The organism is Methylomonas sp. EFPC1 (assembly GCF_016925515.1).
Classification (GTDB): Bacteria; Pseudomonadota; Gammaproteobacteria; order Methylococcales; family Methylomonadaceae; genus Methylomonas; species Methylomonas defluvii.
This window is the reverse complement of record NZ_CP070494.1, coordinates 4,107,484-4,124,702: the sequence shown is the minus strand read 5'-3', so window position 1 is coordinate 4,124,702 and position 17,219 is coordinate 4,107,484. Positions and strand designations below refer to the sequence as shown.

The window sequence follows — 17,219 nt, the reverse complement described above, 5'->3', positions numbered from 1 at the left end:
CGCAGAGATGGGGCGCTACGTAACGCTTTTCAAGCGAGGGCTGGTGGATAATTCCACTATTTTTCGGGTGAAATTATTACTACTGATTGGTGGCTTGAGATGGACATCGTTGGTAGCCTTGATAAATGATTCAAAGTACAATGCTCGCGCTCAGATAACAGATGTTGAGGGATTATGGCCTTTGCTAGTCAGCAGGTCCGGTTGTCAATATTGTCGGTCTGCGTAACCATTAGTTTTATTTTGTAGGAGTTTTAGAAATGGCAACAGGCACTGTAAAGTGGTTCAACAACACCAAAGGGTTTGGATTTATCGAGCCTTCCGAAGGCAAGGAAGATGTGTTTGTGCATCATTCCGTAATTAAGGGCGAAGGTTTTAAAACCTTGTCTCCAGGCCAGTCGGTTCAGTTCGATATCGAATCCGGTCCTAAAGGTTTGACTGCCGCGAACGTCCTGCCCAGATAAGCGTTAACGGTTACGGGTAAAAAGGCTCTTGCTTGCAAGGGCCTTTTTTATGCCTGTTACAAAATGGATTTTTCGGTCGAGGACAATATAACCAAGCTATAATGCAGCCATCCCTTCCAAACCGGCGTAACTGACTATGGCACGCGAATTTTCTTCTTTAAAACAAATGGATACCCCGGTCAAAGTGCTGTTTACCGGCTATTTGACTACCGTGGCGGTTGGCTATCTGATGGCTTTGATCCAAATTCTGTTTACTCATGGTATGGCTGACGGCAAGTTTGGCCTGTCGATAGACGACATTGTTTACAGTTATTACGGCAATCGTTCGGGAACCGTGCTGGAAACCAAGCTGAACGGGTCCATGAAGGAGAATGCATCCGAACATGAACGGTTCGCCATTATCCAATGGGTACGCGATGGTGCCGACAAGGACGATTTTATCGACGATGGTATCGAAAAAATCATTCAGGAACGGTGTGTGATGTGTCACAACAAAGACGCACCGGTCCCGGATTTGAGCGATTTTAAAGTGTTGAAGGAATTGACCAAGGAAGACGAAGGCGCGACCTTCAGTTCGCTGACGCGGGTGTCACATATTCACTTGTTCGGCATCAGTTTTATTTTCATGTTTGTCGGCTTGATTTTCAGTTTTTCGGAAACCAGTACCATCAAGTACAAATGTATTGCGATCGGTATGCCCTATATGTTTTTGCTGGTGGATATTTTGTCGTGGTGGTTGACGAAGCTGAACCCGATGTTCGCCTGGCTGGTGATTGTGGCGGGCGGCGGTATGGCGGTGTCGTTTGCGTTTATGTGGACGGTGTCCGTTGCGGAAATGTGGTTGTTTGATAGGGTGTTTCTGGACGCTGACGGTCAGCCCAGAGTGCAGTGGAGCGCAATAGTAGAAGCCAAGTTTAAGCAGGTTGGCGGAGAGGCTGCGGCGAAAAAATTAGCTGAGTTACTGAAGCAAGTCGGTGTTTACGGCTGGTCGAAATTTCAGAGCCAAGGCCTGCCATTTCTGAAAGATATCTACGTAAAAATAGTCAAGAAAGACAAATAGTTACGTAAGTGTGACTAGGTATGCAAAACACTGTCGGGAAGTTAAAGTTCCGTGCTTGGCAAGCCGATAACCGGAGCGGTATGATGCAATCTCGATTTGCAGGAGGTGTACCATGATTAGCAATGTAATGAATAGCGCAACCAGTCTGATCAGTAATGCTCAGCAAAAAGCCAGTACCGCCGCGCAAACGATTGCAAATTTGCCGGTGCAAGCTCAGGAAGTCGGCGGTTCAAAAGATGTCGGTTCGGCTGACTTATTCAAGCCGGTGCTGAGCTTGAAAGAGGCTGAGTTGGAAACCTCGGCTGGCGCAAAAATGATCAAGGTTCATGAAAAAACGCTCGGCTCTCTTCTCGACGTGACAGCCTAATGGCTAACGCTGACATCATAGCCCAGCGCTTTGATGTCAGCGGCAAACGCATTCATTTCTTCAACACTCATTCTTTCCAGTTCGTCCGCTTCCATTTGAAACGATTGCCTGGCCACGCTGTAAAGCATAATTTCTTGCAGTTTAATCTGGCCAAACCGTAATTCCTGCAAAAGCCCTAAATAGGCCTGTTTTTCGCTGTCAGACCACGCTTGCCGATAATGCAACATGCAGGTTTGTAGTTTGGTTGGACAAAGTCTGGTGGCAATTTCTAGACGTTCCAATAACTTTTGCTGACTTTGGCCCGTGCTGTTGATCAACTTGCGGCCCTGTTCGGTCGCACTATCCAGCTTGAACCATAATTCGCCGTTGTGTCTGCTCAATTCCGCCAAGCCCGCTTGTACTGTCGATTGGTGTATCAAGCTGCCATTGCTGATCAATACAAATTTGCTGGCTGGAAATACGCCGGATTCCGTGGCGATCTTGCCGATCAGATGCACGGCTTTATCAAAATCTATCAAGCTGGTCGGTTCGCCGTTGCCGGAAATGGCGATATCCTTGATAACGCGGTGATCGATTTCGACGTTAAATTGCTCAAAAAAATCGCCGCGTTGCACGTAATTTAAAAAGAAGCGCAGTTCCTGCTCCAGTAAGGCAAAATCCATTTTCGGCGCATTACCGCGCTGTAACTGCGGTACTTGGCAGTAAATACAGCGCCAGTTGCAGGCATTGTTCGGATTGAAATTGACACCTATCGATAAACCACCCGCACGGCGGGAGATGACCGGGTAAACATATTTCAGGCCAGCGACATTACGGTTGTGATTGGTGGTGGTGAGTATCGGTTTCACTTGAAATGCGCCGCGCAAACCGTAACTGGTTTACGCGGCCATGAGTTAGATTCGGACCAGCACTTCGCCGCGTCCGGTTTCCGCCATATCGCCGCCGTAACGCTGTACGCGGTTAAACGCCGCACTACTGTCGGCAAAACGGGAGTTGAAGGATTTGAACGATGCGAACAGTATGGGCAGGAAGGCCAGTGTGTGGGAGCCGCAGTCGTTAAAGGTCGCTGATAATTGCGGCTGATTCCATAGCAACAAAGTGCCGCGCCGCATCGCATAGCCCAGATAGCGGCCGGTGTTACCCATCACCGCGATAGTGCCTGCCAGCATCCGAGAGCCGCAATAATCGCCGGCATTGCCTTCGATCAAAATCTGGCCTCGGCGCATATGGTCGCCGGCGCGCTGGCCGACATTGCCTTTCACCAGCACCGTGCCGCCTTTCATACCTTGTTTGTTACCTGGTAGGGCTCCACCCAGAAAATCGCCGGCATCGCCTTCGATTTGAATTAAGCCGTTTTTCATTTCACATGCAGCATACAAACCCGCGTCACCGCTGACGTTGATAGTGCCTGATTTCATTTGCATGCCCAGATATGCACCGGCATCACCTTGTACGCTGATGCTGCCGCCGTCCAATTCCTTCCCAATGAAGTCCAGCTTGTTATTGCTATAGGCGATAATGATTTCTTGGGTGTTCATGCCGGTGATGTAGAACAGTTCATCAACCCGTAACCGGCGTTTGCCGTTCTGTAGTTCGATGGCGGCAATCGCATCGACGTCCAAACCTTGCAGCTTTTGACAAACCAGCGGCGACATGTCGATACGCTGGTCAGTTGGCTGTTTCAGGGTAAAGGTTAACGCGCTCATGCCATGATCTCCTGCAAATGAAAGTGGAACGGTCCCAATTTGCCGCCGTAGTTGCCGGCGCTGATACGCTTGATGCCGTTAGCCGCGCCCAGATCGCAAACCGCTTGAATACCCACGCGCATAGCCTTGTCGATGTCTTCTTTGCTCAAGCCGTCGATGACGATCTCCATCACCGATTCGATTTCCGGCGACAAATCGGTTTTGGTCACACCTTTTAAAGTCGGGCAAAAAGCATCGTTTGTTGATGCGCCCAATGAGGCGTATTTTGAGCCAACCTTGGAGCCCGAGCGCACCACGCCGCCGGGGAAGGGCATAATCACATTCGGAATTTTGCGCATTTCCTCGATCGCCGCCTCGCAGGCCGCCAAAGCTTGTGGTTGCGATTCTGCCAACACCAGAAAGTTGCCGCCGCCGACCGCATCTACCATGCCTGTGGTAGCTTCTGTAAGAAACTCACCGTCCATTACCGGCACTCGCCAGTAGCGCTTGCCGCCGATCTTTTTTGCAATTTGAAAGCCATCGCCGAAGTAACGCAGGTTTTTACCCAAGGGAATTGGCTTGCCGCCTTCGATGCCGGCAAATAGTGCCGAGGTTGGCGAGGTCAATACGCATTGGCCGGCGCGGGTTTCTAATTGTTTGGCCAGACCTTTGCCGCCCATCGCGTAAATCATGATGGCGACGCCGGGCCGTCCGTCGGGCGTTTCGTTCGGACTCAACACTCGTTCGATGCCCGCCTCGCAACCGCAGGCAATTACCGAAGTGGCAAAGCCGGTCATCGCTTGCGCGGAAATCATCGCCCATTTTTCGTTTTGCGCGGTGATGATGGCCCGCGTCGCCTTCATCGGGAAGGCTTCGGCGAAGGTTTTGTCTATGGTTACGCCATTTATGATCATGCTGCACCTCTCAACGGATGTGCCGTCAAGCTGCCGCGTCCGTCTTCGCTAATTTCGTCGTCGCTGATTTTAAAGTTGCCGAGTTTCATGGTCAGGTATTTGTCGAAATAAGGTTTGAGGTCTTTTTCGATGGATAGATCGTAGTCCGGTTTGACGATATGGGTCGTGCCCCAGGTGACTTTCACCACCTCGCCGTCTTTAACGACCAGTTCGCCGTCCTTGAACACGTAATCGGGTTTGGTGAACATGGTCTGGCGGTCCGAGTTTTCAGTGTAAACGGTGATGTCGGCCCAGTTGCCTGCACTCAAGGCGCCACGATCTTTTAGGCCGATGATGCGGGCCGCGCCGGCGCGGGTCATGATGGCGATTTCGTTTAACGTGTATTCGCGCTCGATCGAGGCTAGCGTGGTCATTTTTTGCGCTTCCGGATGGATGGTCGCCAGCATGTCGTTCCGGAAGCTGCGGTCCATCAGCAGGCGGATCAAATGCGGATAGCTGGTGAACGGCGCGCCGTTCGGGTGGTCGGTGGTCAGGAAGATTCGCCAAGGGTCTTCGACCAACAGGAAGATTTCCAAACCGATGGCCCATTGCAAGGCGTTGACGAAGTTTTGGTCCTTGTATTTAAACGGCACCACGCCGCAGCCGGCATCGCATTCGATGTCCATGCATACCCATTTATTGGGGCTGGCGAAGCGATGGTTGGCGTGTTGGCGCATGTTGTCGCCGGAGGCGGTGACGGTCTGGCCGAACAGGATTTGGCCGACATCGGCGGTGATGTTCGGATTGCTATTGATTGCCTCGGCGATCTGCGCGGCACCGGAGGAGAATTTGAAATCGCCTTCTTTACCGTAGCTGTGGAACTGGATATGGGTCAAGTGCATCGGCAAGCCGTCGATGCCTTCGATGGTATTTAAGGTGGTTTCCAGATTGCCCGGTACGCCTAAATTGCAGCCATGCACATGTAAAGGATGAGTGATGCCGAGTTCTTGCACCGCTTTAGCTAAGGTTTGCAAGATTTGTCGGGGCGTGACGTCGTAATGGCTGTTCTTCTCGTCCAAATCCAGTTTGCGCTGGTTGAATTTAAACGCATTGATGCCGCCGGCGTTGACCACCTTAATGCCGATGCCTTTGGCGGCGTTCAGCGTCCAGGCGACATAATCATTGATGGCTTTTTGATCTTTGTTGGCGGTCAGCATGCGTAATAGGAAGTCGTCGCTACCCAACATGACATAGCCGCCTTTATCCACAATCGGCGTATCGCCCATTTCCATATGCGCCTGGCGGGCGTTGATTGGTAATACCGCAGGTTCGAAACAGGCGGTGTAACCCATTTCCGCGTAGCGGTAGCCGGCCACGTAAGTGCTGGGCATCGCGTGACCGTTACCGGAGCGGGTAATCGGCGTGCGGTGCACCGGGTCCTGGCGATGGTCTTCCGGCAATAGAGTGCGGGCGATGTTGCCTTTGCCGCCACCGATGTGGGTGTGCATGTCGATGGCGCCCGACATCACTACTTTGCCGCGCAAATCGTATTCTTTGTCAACCGGTCTGCCGTCTTTAGGCGCATCGATAATGCGGCCGTCCTGCACGTAAATGTCTTGCTGTTGTCCGTCGATGCCGCTGGCCGGATCGTAAACGGTTCCACCTGTAAGTTTTATCAACATGTGTTTGGTCCTAAAGGGCTTGTTCGATAGCGGACAGGACTTCGGCGGTACTGGGCAGGCCGGAGTCGCGCAATTTTTTCAGGCGGATCGCCACCACATTGTCCAGGCGGTAAGCGTGGCCGGAGTGGTCGATGCCGGGCGTGCCCACGGGAATAAACACATCCGGTTCTTTCTCAAACTTCATGCCGGAGCGGGCGATGACGATAGTCGGTAAGTGGGTTTTTGGGGGCAGTGCACTGCTGTTAAACGCCTGAACCCACAGCAAGGCATCGGCTTCGCCGTTACTTAGCAGTGTTTGGCTGTCGTAAAGATAAGGATCGTACTCGGGGTAGCCACGGGCAAAATTGACGCGCGCGGGGTAGCCGGTAGTCCAGCCGCAGACTTGGTTGGCGGTTTGGTCGCCTTCCTTGCCGCCCAACGGAAAACCGGAGCAGCGGGTGCCGGCTTGGTTAAGGTCTTTAACGATATTGCACAGCGTTTGCACGGTTAGCTCAGCTTGATCGAATGCCAATGCCGCCGCACCCCATAGAATGACACCATACTGTGCGGCCTTCAGTTTGTCGGCGATAAGCTGTAGCTCGCTAATGGCGATGCCGGCGACACTTTGTGCGTGTAACAAGTGGCCTTTAACCAGGGCCGACAATGCGGCTGTTACTTCTGGTAAATCGGCGTCCGCGCAAGTTAGAACGGTGGCTTTTTGGCCGGACGGCGATGTCGAGGCGTTTCCGGAGGGGGCTTTGCCCAGATAAATAATTTCCCGGTTTGCCGTGTTGTCGAGGAACATGGCTTCCTCATTCCACACATACTTCTCGAAAAAACGCGGGGCAAAAGCTTCCAGATCGGTGCCGACTATCAGCAATAAATCGCAGCGGTTTTTCAGTTCGGCTAATGTGGTATTCATCCAGCCGGAGTCTTGCAAAGCCAGTAAATTGCGGCGTGCGTTATTAAAATTGAGGTTATCGACCACCGCGCCGCTTTTGTCGGCTAAAGCCAGCAATGCGCGCATGCCGTTGACGTCGGTGGCGCAGCCGCCGATCACAGGTTGATGGGTGTTTCGTAGCAATTCCGCAGCTTTAGTGGTCGCCGCTTCCAAACTCGCTGCCTGCCCGGCAATGCGCGGCACGGTGTCCGCTATGGCTTGTTCGAATGCCGGTGTATTAACCGAGCAACCGTTTGCGGTCACTTTCAAGGTTGTGCCGTCCACTTGTATGCTCAGGTCGTCGGTACCCATGCCGCAAAAAGGGCTGGGTACCTCGGTTATTTCAGTCATGGAAAGTCCTCAATCTTTTTTAATATATTTGAATCGTGGATCGTCGGGCGTGCCTTCCAGGATGCCGGCGGAAGTTTCTGCCGCATCCCACATCAACACGTCCTCAATTTTTTGGGCTAACAGAAAATCTTTATCGGTGATGCCTTTTGCCGAATGCGTGACCAACTTGACGATCACGAATGCGTAGGAAACAGTTAAATCCGGGTGGTGCCAGGCTTTTTCCGCCAAGTGGCCGACGGTGTTGACCACCATTAAAGTCGCTTTCCAGCCGCTGGTCTTGATTTTGCGGCGGATCCAGCCGTTTTCGTAATACCAGTGCGGCAGTTCCTGTGCTAAACGTTCGGCGATTTCGGTCTCGCTATAGACCTTGGCAGTATCGTGCGACATCGTTTATCCCCGGGATTGAAGTGACTCGGCATTCTATCGCACAGTTTAGTCGGTGTCTTTAAGGTGTACAGGTGTTTGGCTGGATTTCAGTGCCAATTGTCGGCGACTGGAGGGGGCTTTTTTTAACTGGCTTGCTTAGGCGGGTTGAGGGAATGCCTCGGCGCAGAGGCATTCTTTTCGGCATGCGTTTGTTATTTGACCACTCTTAGTTGCGGTTTTTGCGGAGGTTTGGGTTCTGTCGGTGTCGGCGGGGTATCGTCCTCATTCTCTTCCGGGTCGAAAATCATACCTTTGCCATTTTCCTTGGCATAGATGGCCAACACCGCTTTGCACGGCGCGATAATGCGCATGGGTTTGCCGGCAAACCGGGCGTTGAATTGGATTTCTTCATTGCCGAGCACCAAACCTTGAATGGCTTCCGGGCGCATATTCAGTACGATTCGGCCATCTTCCACGAAGTCGCCCGGCAGCGTCACGCCAGGGTAGTCGGCGTTGACCAAAAGATGGGGGGTCAGGCTGTTGTCGACGATCCATTCGTAGATGGAGCGAATCAGATAGGGTTTAAGTGGGGTCATTTGCTTGGGGCTTGCATCATGTCTTTTTCTTCGCGGCTCAGGCTTTCTTGAAAAGCCCGTCTGGAGAAAAGTCGGTTGGCGTAGGCGGTGATGCCTTTGCCTAGGCCGGCAATATCAATGCCGATGCTGGGAAGTCGCCACAAGAATGGCGCCATCGCACAATCGATCAAAGAATACTCGTCGCTCATAAAATACGGTGTCGCTTCAAATACCGGTGCGGCAGCCAGTAAGCTTTCCCGGAGTTGTTTTTTAGCCTTGGCGGCTTTTTTGTCACCGTTGACCAGCACGTCATCCAGCAGCGGATACCACTCCTGATCGATGCGTTTGATCAGCATCCGGGCGTTGGCGCGGGAGACCGGGTCCATTTGATGCAAGGCGGGGTGCGGGAAGCGTTCATCCAGATATTCCATGATGATGCGGGCGTCGTACAGCACTAAGTCGCGTTCCACGAAAGTCGGGGCATTACCGTTGGGGTTCAGTTCCAGCAGATCTTCCGGCGGGTCATTCGGGTCGAAAAACTCAACTTCCGCTGGCACGCCTTTTTCGTATACAACTAGCCTGGCGCAGTGGCTCATTATGCAGGCTGGTGATGAAAAAAGAGTCATTGCGGATTTTCGGCTGGTGATGTTTGCCACGAAGTGAACCTCTTTGAGTAACAGGATTTAAACCGGGGCAGATTGTAGCATGGATGTTGGGGCTTTTGGGGGCGATGCCGGACGCATTCTGCCCTTGAAAATAACGGGCTGCACCCGGCTATTTTAAACGGCTTGCCGCACTATTCAGCCCAGTTTGACGATGATGTCTTCCAGTACATTCGCGGTGGCATGAACCTTGTCGGCGGCATTGGACAAATGCCGGTAAAGTTCGCGTTGTTTAAACATATTCAAGTAGTCATCGCCTTGGAATAAATCGGCGATGGCCTTGCGGTACATCTTCTCGATGCGGCGCTCCGAGTGGCGGGCGGCAAAGGCGTGTTGCTCGGCCTCGGCAGGGGCTTTGCCTAATACGGCGAAGCCGCGCTCCAGTGCTTTGATCCCCACTTGCAACTCAATGACCATCGCTTGCGAATGGCTGTCGGGGTTCAGTTCCAGGGCTTCCATCTCGTTATACGTGCTTTTGCAATAGGTAACGATGCTGTCCATAGATGCAATGGCGCGATAAATGTCTTCGCGATCAATCGGTGTGGCAAACGAGCTGTTAAGTTCGTGCAGATTGTGCATGCGGATTCGGTCGGCTTCGTGCTCGTCTTCTTTCAACATCTTGCCGGCTTCGACTGATTCGCTGGCCATGAAACGGACCAGATTATCGACGGTGACGCACACCTGCTGGCACTGTTGGTGCAGCAATAGATAGAAGTCGGCGGTTTTCGGGAATATTCTCTGAAACAGCCGGGAGGCCAGTGAAAGCTTGGGAGATGACATGAAGATTACAGCGGGTATTTGAGAAAGTAGTCGAATATCAGAAAACTGACGCAGGCGATCATGGCCGCGCCGGGGATGGTGATCAGCCAGGTTCGCAAAATTTCCAAGGCTTTTCCCCAGCGTACCGCTCTGGGGCGATCAGATGCACCAATACCCATGATGGCCGATGCTACAACATGCGTCGTGGACACCGGGGCGCCAAGTAGTGAGCTGCCGAAAATAGTTAGGCATGCGCTCATCTGTGCGTTTAGCGCGTGGATTGGGCGGATTTTGTAAATGGCAAAACCTAAGGTCCGCACGATACGCCAGCCGCCGGTCAGCACGCCTGCTGTCATTGCGCTGGCGCAAAACAGCATGACCCAGCCGGGCACTTTAAAGCTGTCGATTTCGCCGCTGAGTAACAAAATCAAGGTCAATACGCCCATACTTTTTTGCGCGTCGTTGGCGCCGTGCGAAAAGGCCAGTGCGGCGGTGGTCAGCCACTGGGCGTTACGAAGCTGGCGATTAATGCTTGGCGATGCGGACCGCAATAAGAACATCGTCAGCCGCTGAATGATAAAGCCCACCAGAAAGCCCAGGACGGGCGAGAGTAATAAAGCTAGTAGAATTTTGCTGAAGCCATGTATTCGGCCTTCACTTAAAGCGTTGAATCCCCAATCTATGGGTTTGTTGCCTATGCCGATTAGCGTGGCGCCGATCAAACCGCCCATCAGCGCGTGAGAGGACGACGATGGTAAGCCGCGCCACCAAGTAAACAAATTCCAGAATACTGCGGCGAAAAGTCCGGAGACTACAATTAATAACGCATCCGCTTTGGGAATGGAGGATAGATCCAGCAGGGTGCCGACTGTATTGGCGACGGCGGTTCCGCCTAGCAGCGGCCCCAGGAATTCGAAGATTGCCACCACCAAAACCGCCTGCACCGGCGTCATCGCGCGGGAGGCGATGACGCTGGCAATGATATTGGAGGCATCATGAAAACCGTTGGTGTAATCGAATACCAGCACAATGATGATCGCAACACCGATAAACGAAACCAATGCCTCCAAAATAGTGACGGCTTAATGCAGATTAATTGACGACGTTATGGCCGCGCTGTCTCAGGCAGTTGCGGTAGGCATTTTTGTAGCGGTCGTTGGCTTGTATGCCTTGCTGAGCGCCGCCGCCGATACCGCCGGCCGCTGCACCAATGGCTGCACCGGTGCCGGGGTTGCCGACTACCGCGCCAATGGCCGCGCCGCCCGCAGCGCCTATCAAGCCGCCAACTGCTGCGCCGGTGGCAGTGTCTTTAACGGTGCTGGACGACTGCGAAGCCAGTTGTTCGCATTCCTGCATGTCTTGATTCAAACGGAACGCATTGGGATCGTTATAGGTGTCCACCGTGGGAGTCCAGCCGGTGGTGGTGGCGCAACCTGCGACTAACAGGCTGGTTGCTAAAATCGATTTAAGCGGTAATTTATGCATGACAAGTCTCCTTCATTAATGCTGAATGCATTGTTAGTGTTCCAGAGAGTAGTCCATTTTGCACTGTTTTGGAAATTTACAAGTCAAATTGACACTGGCAAGCCTGTCACGTATGATTCGCAGCCTTTTTTATCCGTTTTTATCACCAAAGGCAGTAGCACATGAAAAGAACTTATCAACCCAGCAAAATCAAACGCGCTAGAACTCACGGCTTTCGTGCCAGAATGGCTACTGTGGGCGGTCGCAAAGTGATCAATGCGCGCAGAGCTAAAGGCCGCGCATCGCTGACGGTTTAATTGTCGGCGGAAGATTTCGGCTTTCCCGATCAGTATCGGCTAGGGACGCCCGCTGAGTATAAAAAAGTATTTACCAATCCCGTAAAGTCCACAGATAAATATTTTACGGTGTTGGCGACGAACAATATCCTGCCGCATCCGCGGCTGGGTTTGGCGATCGCAAAAAAAACTATAAAAAAAGCAGTCGCAAGGAACCGCATAAAAAGGGCTGTCAGGGAAAGTTTTAGATTACAGCGTCAACATATCGTCGGCATTGATATTGTTGTTTTGGCAAGAGGTGATGCAGCAAATGCAGCCTCGCCGATATTGAGGAAGTCATTGGAAAGGCATTGGCATAAACTGGTAGATCGATGCGATTCCTGCTCATAACCCTGATCAAGGTTTACAAATACTTCATAAGTCCTTTGCTGGGACCCAGATGTCGTTTTTATCCCAGCTGTTCAAGTTATGGCTTAGAGGCAATCCAGATTCATGGTGCTTTCAAAGGCTCTTACCTCACGCTTCGACGCTTATTAAAATGCCACCCGTTTCATGAGGGTGGCATTGATCCTGTTCCGGAAAAATTGAGTAAATAACAATGGATAACATAAGATTTGTACTGGTCATGGCGATGTTGATGATCTCCTACATGCTGTGGGAATCGTGGCAGATCGATTACGGCCCCAAGCCGCAGGCCCTGGTTTCTGATAAACCCGTATTGGCTGGTGATGCAGCAACAGTGTCCCCCGGACAAACGGCTGGAGATGCCCGAGCTGCTGCGGTGCCGACTGTCGCCCAAGTAGCTGCTGAAAATGTTATCAAAGTCAAAACCGATGTGTTCGAGCTGGAAATTGATCCTCAGGGCGGCACATTACGCAATCTGGATTTGTTGAAATACCCGCACGAGAAAATCAACACCGTAGTCGACAAAGCTTATGCCCTGATCGGCATGACGCCTCCGGAGAAAAACCTAAATCCGATTCGGTTGTTCGACAGCAATCCCGACAGCCTGTACCTTGCCCAAAGCGGCCTGATTGCCAATGCCAATTCCTTGGCTGCCCCCGATCATAAAAGTCTGTTCACCGCCGAAAAAACCGAATATCAGTTGCTTGATGGGCAGGACGAGCTGAGAATCCCCCTGACCTGGACTAATCCGCAGGGATTGACGGTTACCAAAACATACACCTTCAAACGCGGCAATTATGCCGTGGGTCTGGAGCAAAAGGTCAGCAACCATTCCGCACAGGACTGGTCCGGCAAGCAGTACAACCAACTGGTGAGAACCCAGTACAGCGACAAAAGCAACAACAGCTTTATTCGGACATTCTCCGGCGGCGTGGTTTACACCGAAAAAGACAAATTCCAAAAAATCAAATTTGAAGATATGGCGGATGACAAGTACGACGTCAAAGCCAAGGAAAATGTGCACAGCAAAGGCGGTTGGAGTGGCATGATCCAACATTATTTTGCCGCGGCCTGGATTCCACCAGCCGATCAGGACGCCCAGTTTTACACCAACGATCTGAAGGATGCCCGTTTCCAGGTCGGTTCCTTATCCCCCGATTTGACGGTTCCAGCCAATGGCGAAGCCGTGTTTAGCAGTCAGTTGTTTGCAGGTCCGAAAATTCAGCCAATCATGGAAGCTTTGGCGCCAGGTCTGGAACTCGCCGTCGATTACAGCTGGTTGACGCCAATCGCCAAAGGTATTTATTGGCTACTTAACCAAATCTACGGTTATGTCGAAAATTGGGGCGTGGCGATTCTGGGCGTCACCTTTGTCATCAAGGCCTTGTTCTTTAAACTGTCGAAAGCCAGCTTTCAGTCGATGGCCAAAATGCGCAAGATTCAGCCGCGCCTGAAAGAACTGCAAGAGCGTTATGGTGAAGACCGCCAGAAATTCAACACCGAAATGATGGCGATGTACAAAAAAGAAAAGGTCAATCCTTTGGGCGGTTGCTTGCCGATTATGGTGCAGATTCCGGTATTCATCTCTTTGTACTGGGTATTGATTGAGACCGTCGAAGTGCGTCAGGCCGATTTCGCCTTGTGGATTCAGGACTTGTCGGCGCAAGACCCGTTCTATCTGCTGCCGATTTTGTACGGCATCACCATGAAGATTCAGCAAAGCTTGAATCCGGCGCCTATCGATCCGCTGCAAGCCCAGGTGATGAAAATGTTCCCTATCGTGTTCACCGTGTTCTTCCTGTTCTTCCCGTCCGGTTTGGTACTGTACTGGATCTGCAACAACAGCTTGTCGATCATCCAGCAGTGGTATATCACTAAACACGTGCTTGAAGAGGATGCGCACAAGCATAGCGTAGTACCTTAATGCTGGGCGGCGACACCATAGCCGCCATTGCCACGCCGCCCGGTAACGGCGGCGTCGGCGTCATTCGCATCTCCGGGCCATCCGCGCCCGGCATCGCCCAAAGCCTCACCGGCAAAACCCTACCCAAACCCCGCTACGCCCAATTTGCTAGCTTCCTTGATACCGATGGCCGAGTAATCGACAGCGGCTTGCTGCTGTATTTTGCCGCACCGGCTTCATTTACCGGCGAACAGGTTATCGAACTGCAAGGCCACGGCGGCAGCGTGGTGCTGGATATGCTGTTGCGGCGGGTGTTGGAATTGGGCGCGCGCTTGGCTAACCCCGGTGAATTTAGTCAAAGAGCTTTCCTAAACAACAAAATTGATCTGGCGCAAGCCGAAGCGATAGCCGACCTGATCAGTAGCGGCACCGAACAAGCCGTGCGCTCTGCGCAGCAATCCATGCAGGGCGTGTTTTCCGAACAAATCAACGAACTGATCGACGAACTGATCGAGCTGCGGGTGTTTATCGAAGCGGCCATCGATTTTGTCGATGAAGAAATCGACTTCCTGGGCGACGGTGTGGTGGCGGGGCGCATAGCACGCTTGCAAGGCAAGCTTACCGACATTGGCAAAACCGCCCAGCAAGGCCGACTGTTACACGACGGTATGACCGTGGTATTGGCCGGCAAGCCCAATGCCGGGAAATCCAGTTTGCTAAACGCCTTGGCCGGTCACGACGCGGCGATTGTCACCGACATCGCCGGCACCACCCGCGACGTATTACGCGAACGCATCCAACTGGATGGCATGCCCTTGCATGTCATCGACACCGCGGGCTTGCACGACAGCGATAACCCGGTCGAGCAGGAAGGTATCCGCCGTGCCCGCCAGGAAATTGCCAAGGCCGACCGGATTTTATTGTTGATAGACAGCACCGACCCGGACAGTGCCAGCTTGGATGCCAGCCTGCCGGCCAATATTGCGGTCACCAAAGTTTTCAATAAAATCGATCTGATCGGCGGTCAACCCAGGGTCATAGAAACTCAGCAAAGCACCGAAATCCATTTGTCCATCAAACATAAACTTGGTCTGGATTTGCTGCGCCAACACCTGAAACAAAGCATGGGTTTTACGGAAAGCGTGGATAACGTATTTGTCGCCAGAACCCGCCACATCCAGGCCTTGCAACTTGCCGCGCAAGCCGTGGACCGTGCCGCCGAGCAATTGCTGCATCAAGCGCACGAACTGGTCGCGGAAGAATTGCGCCAGGCGCAAACCAGCTTATCCGCCATCACCGGCGAATTTACCTCCGACGATCTACTAGGCGAGATTTTCTCCAGTTTTTGCATTGGTAAATAGCCGCCGCTAGCACGCAACAAAGCGCGGCCTGCCCGCCAAGCGAAACAAGGACTCCATGTTCGAACAAGCCTTCAAAAATATCGACGACATTCTCCGCAAGGAAGCCGGTTGTGCCAGCGAACTGGATTACACCGAACAAACCTCCTGGCTGCTGTTTTTAAAATACCTGGACGGCTTGGAACAAGACAGAGCCATGGAAGCGGAACTGGAAGGCCTTGGCTACCGCTATATTCTCAACCAACCTTATCGCTGGGAAAGCTGGGCGGCGCCGAAAACCGCCGACGGCAAGCTCGACCACAATACCGCGCTGACCGGTGACGACTTGCGCGACTTTGTCGACCACAAACTATTCCCTTATCTGCACGCCTTCAAGCAACGCGCCAGCGGTCCCAACACGCTGGAATACAAGATCGGCGAAATCTTCGGCGAGATTAAGAACAAGATTCACAGCGGCTACAATTTGCGCGAAATCATCGACCACATCGACGAGCTGTGTTTCCGCTCGCAAACCGAAAAACACGAGCTGTCGCACCTCTACGAAGCCAAAATCAAAAACATGGGCAACGCCGGGCGCAACGGCGGCGAATATTACACACCCAGGCCTTTGATTCGGGCCATCGTCAAAGTCACCCAGCCCAAAATCGGCGAACGCATCTACGACGGCGCGGTCGGTTCGGCCGTTTTTTTATGCGAAGCTTACGATTACCTGACCAGCCAAGGCAACCTCACGACCGCCGATTTGCAAACGCTGCAAACCCGCAGCTTTTAGGGCAAGGAAAAGAAATCGCTGGCCTATGTCATTGCAATCATGAACATGATCCTGCACGGCATCGAAGCACGCAACATTGTCCACACCAACACCCCGGCGGAAAACCTGTCCGACATTCAGGACAAGGATCGCGTCGACGTCATCCTGGCTAATCCGCCGTTCGGCGGCAAGGACCGCAAGGAAGTCCAGCAAAACTTTGCCATCCGCACCGGCGAAACCGCCTTTTTGTTCTTGCAACACTTCATCAAAATGCTCAAAGCCGGTGGCCGGGCCGGCGTGGTGATCAAAAACACCTTTTTGTCCAACACCGACAACGCTTCGGTATCTTTACGCAAACTGCTGCTGGAAAGCTGTAACCTGCACACCGTGCTGGATTGCCCCGGCGGCACGTTTCAGGGTGCCGGAGTCAAAACCGTGGTGCTGTTCTTCGAGAAAGGCGCGCCCACACGGAAAGTCTGGTACTACCAGCTCGACCCTGGCCGCAATATGGGCAAAACCAACCCGCTGAATGATGCCGACTTGGCTGAGTTCATCGAATTGCAACAAACCAAGGCCGACTCGCCGAAAAGCTGGACGCTGGACGTGTCGGCCATCGACTCGACAACCTACGACCTGTCGGTGAAAAATCCCAATGGCGGAGAGGAAGTTGTCCACCGCAGTCCGGAGGACATCATGAACGAGATTGCGGCACTGGATGCGGAGAGTGCCTGGGTGTTGGAAAGGATCAGAACGTTACTATGAAAAATCCCTGTGTCTATATACTCGCCAGTCAACGTAACGGCACCTTATACATTGGTGTCACGTCAGATTTAATCAAACGTATTTGGGAGCATCGTGAAGGCTTGGCTGAGGGCTTTACCAAACAGTACAACGTCAAAATGCTAGTCTGGTATGAACAACACGATACGATGGAGTCTGCGATTAGTAGGGAAAAGGCCCTGAAAAAATGGCGACGCGAGTGGAAACTAAAAACCATCGAAGCCTTCAATCCCAATTGGCTCGATCTATGGTCGCAAATCAACGGCCAAGCACCGCTTCCCGTCGTTCCCGCGCATGCGGGAACCAAGCGAGGGCTGGGCAATCACCTGGATTCCCGCAGTCGCGGGAATGACGAATCAGTTAACGATGACGCATGAACAAAAATTCTAAGTTGATGCATTTGTGGTTTGCGTGCCGGCCCATTGGCTTTATTAAGGCTTTAACAACCTCAGTATTCCATCCAAACACCCTACACCCCGTCG

The 17,219-nt window shown here is 52.5% G+C and carries 20 protein-coding genes and 1 pseudogene; 10 read left to right on the top strand and 11 right to left on the bottom strand.

Annotated elements, in window-relative coordinates; genetic code table 11:
- The first annotated feature begins 257 nt into the window (after positions 1 to 257).
- The 3 genes from JWZ98_RS18910 to JWZ98_RS18900 all read left to right on the top strand — a co-directional run bounded on the left by JWZ98_RS18910 (position 258) and on the right by JWZ98_RS18900 (position 1,888).
- Complete coding sequence (locus JWZ98_RS18910) at positions 258 to 461, top strand: cold-shock protein (RefSeq protein WP_020483379.1); 204 nt, start codon at positions 258 to 260, stop codon at positions 459 to 461.
- 136 nt (positions 462 to 597) lie between these two features.
- On the top strand, positions 598 to 1,521 hold the full coding sequence (locus tag JWZ98_RS18905) for a hypothetical protein (protein ID WP_205451352.1): 924 nt from the start codon (positions 598 to 600) through the stop codon (positions 1,519 to 1,521).
- Between the two features lie 112 nt (positions 1,522 to 1,633).
- The gene (locus tag JWZ98_RS18900) at positions 1,634 to 1,888 is read left to right on the top strand and encodes a hypothetical protein (RefSeq protein WP_171697552.1); all 255 of its coding nucleotides are present in this window, start codon (positions 1,634 to 1,636) and stop codon (positions 1,886 to 1,888) included.
- Here the strand turns inward: JWZ98_RS18900 and JWZ98_RS18895 are convergent.
- The 11 genes from JWZ98_RS18895 to JWZ98_RS18845 all read right to left on the bottom strand — a co-directional run bounded on the left by JWZ98_RS18895 (position 1,885) and on the right by JWZ98_RS18845 (position 11,265).
- Positions 1,885 to 2,736, bottom strand: a complete 852-nt coding sequence (locus JWZ98_RS18895; RefSeq protein WP_205451351.1) for a radical SAM protein — start codon at positions 2,734 to 2,736, stop codon at positions 1,885 to 1,887. The genes JWZ98_RS18900 and JWZ98_RS18895 overlap by 4 nt on opposite strands.
- 45 nt (positions 2,737 to 2,781) lie before the next feature.
- A complete protein-coding gene (locus tag JWZ98_RS18890) occupies positions 2,782 to 3,594 on the bottom strand; it encodes a formylmethanofuran dehydrogenase subunit C (RefSeq protein ID WP_205451350.1) in 813 nt (270 codons plus the stop codon).
- A complete protein-coding gene (gene fhcD, locus JWZ98_RS18885; protein ID WP_192393120.1) occupies positions 3,591 to 4,487 on the bottom strand; it encodes a formylmethanofuran--tetrahydromethanopterin N-formyltransferase in 897 nt (298 codons plus the stop codon). Before fhcD ends, JWZ98_RS18890 begins: the two co-directional genes overlap by 4 nt.
- The gene (locus JWZ98_RS18880) at positions 4,484 to 6,148 is read right to left on the bottom strand and encodes a formylmethanofuran dehydrogenase subunit A (RefSeq protein ID WP_205451349.1); all 1,665 of its coding nucleotides are present in this window, start codon (positions 6,146 to 6,148) and stop codon (positions 4,484 to 4,486) included. Before JWZ98_RS18880 ends, fhcD begins: the two co-directional genes overlap by 4 nt.
- Positions 6,149 to 6,158: 10 nt before the next feature.
- Positions 6,159 to 7,418: a formylmethanofuran dehydrogenase subunit B gene (locus JWZ98_RS18875; protein ID WP_205451348.1), complete on the bottom strand. Its 1,260-nt coding sequence runs from the start codon at positions 7,416 to 7,418 to the stop codon at positions 6,159 to 6,161.
- 9 nt (positions 7,419 to 7,427) lie between these two features.
- Positions 7,428 to 7,805 (bottom strand): 4a-hydroxytetrahydrobiopterin dehydratase, encoded by a 378-nt coding sequence (locus JWZ98_RS18870; protein ID WP_205451347.1) that lies wholly within the window; start codon positions 7,803 to 7,805, stop codon positions 7,428 to 7,430.
- A 191-nt stretch (positions 7,806 to 7,996) separates the two neighbouring features.
- Positions 7,997 to 8,380 carry a ClpXP protease specificity-enhancing factor gene (locus JWZ98_RS18865; RefSeq protein ID WP_205451346.1) on the bottom strand — a complete coding sequence of 128 codons (384 nt, stop codon included), beginning with the start codon at positions 8,378 to 8,380 and terminating at the stop codon, positions 7,997 to 7,999.
- Complete coding sequence (locus JWZ98_RS18860) at positions 8,377 to 8,985, bottom strand: glutathione S-transferase N-terminal domain-containing protein (protein ID WP_211555157.1); 609 nt, start codon at positions 8,983 to 8,985, stop codon at positions 8,377 to 8,379. Before JWZ98_RS18860 ends, JWZ98_RS18865 begins: the two co-directional genes overlap by 4 nt.
- Positions 8,986 to 9,159: 174 nt before the next feature.
- Positions 9,160 to 9,801, bottom strand: a complete 642-nt coding sequence (locus JWZ98_RS18855; protein ID WP_171697559.1) for a DUF47 family protein — start codon at positions 9,799 to 9,801, stop codon at positions 9,160 to 9,162.
- A gap of 5 nt (positions 9,802 to 9,806) precedes the next feature.
- Positions 9,807 to 10,850 (bottom strand): inorganic phosphate transporter, encoded by a 1,044-nt coding sequence (locus JWZ98_RS18850; protein WP_240348109.1) that lies wholly within the window; start codon positions 10,848 to 10,850, stop codon positions 9,807 to 9,809.
- A gap of 22 nt (positions 10,851 to 10,872) precedes the next feature.
- Complete coding sequence (locus JWZ98_RS18845) at positions 10,873 to 11,265, bottom strand: glycine zipper family protein (RefSeq protein ID WP_171697561.1); 393 nt, start codon at positions 11,263 to 11,265, stop codon at positions 10,873 to 10,875.
- A 161-nt stretch (positions 11,266 to 11,426) separates the two neighbouring features.
- Between JWZ98_RS18845 and rpmH the strand changes: the two genes are divergently transcribed.
- From rpmH to JWZ98_RS18810, 7 genes and pseudogenes are all read left to right on the top strand, one after another.
- Positions 11,427 to 11,561, top strand: coding sequence for a 50S ribosomal protein L34 (gene rpmH, locus JWZ98_RS18840; RefSeq protein ID WP_020483365.1), 135 nt, complete (start codon positions 11,427 to 11,429; stop codon positions 11,559 to 11,561).
- Positions 11,562 to 11,930 carry a ribonuclease P protein component gene (rnpA, locus tag JWZ98_RS18835; RefSeq protein ID WP_205451345.1) on the top strand — a complete coding sequence of 123 codons (369 nt, stop codon included), beginning with the start codon at positions 11,562 to 11,564 and terminating at the stop codon, positions 11,928 to 11,930.
- Entirely contained in the window at positions 11,912 to 12,136 is a 225-nt protein-coding gene (yidD, locus tag JWZ98_RS18830; protein ID WP_081733834.1) for a membrane protein insertion efficiency factor YidD, read from the top strand. Before rnpA ends, yidD begins: the two co-directional genes overlap by 19 nt.
- 2 nt (positions 12,137 to 12,138) lie before the next feature.
- Positions 12,139 to 13,869 carry a membrane protein insertase YidC gene (gene yidC / locus JWZ98_RS18825; RefSeq protein ID WP_205451344.1) on the top strand — a complete coding sequence of 577 codons (1,731 nt, stop codon included), beginning with the start codon at positions 12,139 to 12,141 and terminating at the stop codon, positions 13,867 to 13,869.
- Positions 13,869 to 15,209: a tRNA uridine-5-carboxymethylaminomethyl(34) synthesis GTPase MnmE gene (mnmE, locus tag JWZ98_RS18820; RefSeq protein ID WP_205451343.1), complete on the top strand. Its 1,341-nt coding sequence runs from the start codon at positions 13,869 to 13,871 to the stop codon at positions 15,207 to 15,209. Before yidC ends, mnmE begins: the two co-directional genes overlap by 1 nt.
- A 55-nt stretch (positions 15,210 to 15,264) precedes the next feature.
- Positions 15,265 to 16,719: pseudogene (locus JWZ98_RS18815) on the top strand (N-6 DNA methylase).
- Positions 16,716 to 17,114 carry a GIY-YIG nuclease family protein gene (locus tag JWZ98_RS18810; protein ID WP_205451342.1) on the top strand — a complete coding sequence of 133 codons (399 nt, stop codon included), beginning with the start codon at positions 16,716 to 16,718 and terminating at the stop codon, positions 17,112 to 17,114. The pseudogene JWZ98_RS18815 and the gene JWZ98_RS18810 overlap by 4 nt, the downstream one beginning before the upstream one ends.
- Positions 17,115 to 17,219 lie beyond the last annotated feature (105 nt).

Excerpts from the sequence above, each read along its gene's own strand:
- JWZ98_RS18910 (WP_020483379.1), top strand. The coding sequence starts at position 258 with ATGGCAACAGGCACTGTAAAGTGGTTCAACAACACCAAAGGGTTTGGA.
- JWZ98_RS18905 (WP_205451352.1), top strand. The coding sequence starts at position 598 with ATGGCACGCGAATTTTCTTCTTTAAAACAAATGGATACCCCGGTCAAA.
- JWZ98_RS18900 (WP_171697552.1), top strand. The coding sequence starts at position 1,634 with ATGATTAGCAATGTAATGAATAGCGCAACCAGTCTGATCAGTAATGCT.
- JWZ98_RS18890 (WP_205451350.1), bottom strand. The coding sequence starts at position 3,594 with ATGAGCGCGTTAACCTTTACCCTGAAACAGCCAACTGACCAGCGTATC.
- fhcD (WP_192393120.1), bottom strand. The coding sequence starts at position 4,487 with ATGATCATAAATGGCGTAACCATAGACAAAACCTTCGCCGAAGCCTTC.
- JWZ98_RS18880 (WP_205451349.1), bottom strand. The coding sequence starts at position 6,148 with ATGTTGATAAAACTTACAGGTGGAACCGTTTACGATCCGGCCAGCGGC.
- JWZ98_RS18875 (WP_205451348.1), bottom strand. The coding sequence starts at position 7,418 with ATGACTGAAATAACCGAGGTACCCAGCCCTTTTTGCGGCATGGGTACC.
- JWZ98_RS18870 (WP_205451347.1), bottom strand. The coding sequence starts at position 7,805 with ATGTCGCACGATACTGCCAAGGTCTATAGCGAGACCGAAATCGCCGAA.
- JWZ98_RS18865 (WP_205451346.1), bottom strand. The coding sequence starts at position 8,380 with ATGACCCCACTTAAACCCTATCTGATTCGCTCCATCTACGAATGGATC.
- JWZ98_RS18860 (WP_211555157.1), bottom strand. The coding sequence starts at position 8,985 with ATGACTCTTTTTTCATCACCAGCCTGCATAATGAGCCACTGCGCCAGG.
- JWZ98_RS18855 (WP_171697559.1), bottom strand. The coding sequence starts at position 9,801 with ATGTCATCTCCCAAGCTTTCACTGGCCTCCCGGCTGTTTCAGAGAATA.
- JWZ98_RS18845 (WP_171697561.1), bottom strand. The coding sequence starts at position 11,265 with ATGCATAAATTACCGCTTAAATCGATTTTAGCAACCAGCCTGTTAGTC.
- rpmH (WP_020483365.1), top strand. The coding sequence starts at position 11,427 with ATGAAAAGAACTTATCAACCCAGCAAAATCAAACGCGCTAGAACTCAC.
- yidD (WP_081733834.1), top strand. The coding sequence starts at position 11,912 with ATGCGATTCCTGCTCATAACCCTGATCAAGGTTTACAAATACTTCATA.
- yidC (WP_205451344.1), top strand. The coding sequence starts at position 12,139 with ATGGATAACATAAGATTTGTACTGGTCATGGCGATGTTGATGATCTCC.
- mnmE (WP_205451343.1), top strand. The coding sequence starts at position 13,869 with ATGCTGGGCGGCGACACCATAGCCGCCATTGCCACGCCGCCCGGTAAC.
- JWZ98_RS18810 (WP_205451342.1), top strand. The coding sequence starts at position 16,716 with ATGAAAAATCCCTGTGTCTATATACTCGCCAGTCAACGTAACGGCACC.